1 protein-coding gene is annotated in these 1273 nt (G+C 33.5%); it reads right to left on the bottom strand.

Features of this window, described 5'->3' with window-relative positions:
* Positions 1–145: 145 nt before the first annotated feature.
* The gene (locus BD809_RS15520; protein WP_148783899.1) at positions 146–964 is read right to left on the bottom strand and encodes a hypothetical protein; all 819 of its coding nucleotides are present in this window, start codon (positions 962–964) and stop codon (positions 146–148) included.
* Positions 965–1273: the final 309 nt, after the last annotated feature.

The raw sequence follows: 1273 nt of genomic DNA, 5'->3' as shown, positions 1-1273 counted from the left end.
TTCTGTTAAATAGGTTCCACCTCACGCAGATCTATAGAAATACATATCAAACCCCATACTAAGGAATATCGACCCGGTTTAGTCAACACGGCCTGTATGCTCGGTCGTACCGACCGCATGAATGCTTAGTTTTTAGCAACAGTTTTTAATCAATACTTCCGTAAAAATTGATCTTTTTATCAATTATGGTTTGTTTTTCAGGTTCAGATATTTCCTTAACAAACGTTATGCTGTGTCCTCTGATTAGATCCTTAGTCTCGTATTCCGGTAAGTCTAAATTTCTCCAATGAATTACAGCAAGTAAAAAGTCCGATTTGTATAACAGAGAAATTCTGTCCCTAGGTGATACATCCACCAATTCACTCTGATAGATGTAATATTCTTCTATTTCATCAATGATGGAGTGTTCAGATTTTTCGAATTGAAAATTGGTTATGTATTCAATATGATTTTCTTTTTTAGTTTTCCCCTCTTTTATAATATTACTAAGTACAGATTCTGGATATGTACTGGGCTTAATATTTCCTGAATGTGTTCTACCATAAACCAATGCATAATTATCTGAATAAAGTTCAAAACGTATGGTGTCAAAAGATTTTCCAATTAATTCTCCTCTTTCATCTATCAAGGATGTATTTGGTAAGATTGTTAGGTTTTCCAATTCTTCTTGATTTACTTTTACATATAAACCTGCCCAAGGCCAACCATTTTCTTCTGGAGCGGTAATAACAAGAGTGTTGTCATTAAGCTCGAATAATTTTTTTCCGCTAATTGTATCTCTGAAGTTAGCAGGTCCATCTATTCTCTCTCCAAATAAGTTTGGTAGCTTAATTGTTTCACTATTTTCTTGTTTTGATGTGTTAACAGTTTGATTTTCTTTTTTTACAGGTTTTTTATCCTTCTTTGTCTTTTCAGAGCAAGAAAATGCTATCACAGTCAATAAAAAGAGTAGTGTTTTTTTCATCTTTGATTTATTACCTAGTAGAGTAGAGCCTGATAGTCCTACTCCTATTTGTATCTGTTAAAGATATAAATATTCTACAACTATCAGTGCTCCCTTCATCAAACCGTACGTGAACTTTTCGCTCATACGGCTTACCAATAGTGTTCTTTATTGCGCTTTCGAAAATGTTTTCAAGCGATCATATTTCTCTATATCCAGTAGTTGTCTTAAGACAAAAGTGCTACCCATACTTAAAGGTCTATTAACAGAAAAACCAGCAATAAAAAATAAACATCCCATACAACATCGCAGGTGTCCAAACTGTATGAA

This window comes from Aquimarina intermedia (assembly GCF_008124785.1).
In the GTDB taxonomy this organism is placed as follows: Bacteria; Bacteroidota; Bacteroidia; order Flavobacteriales; family Flavobacteriaceae; genus Aquimarina; species Aquimarina intermedia.
The sequence above is the reverse complement of the archived record's forward strand: the minus strand, read 5'-3'. Positions and strand labels throughout refer to the sequence as shown.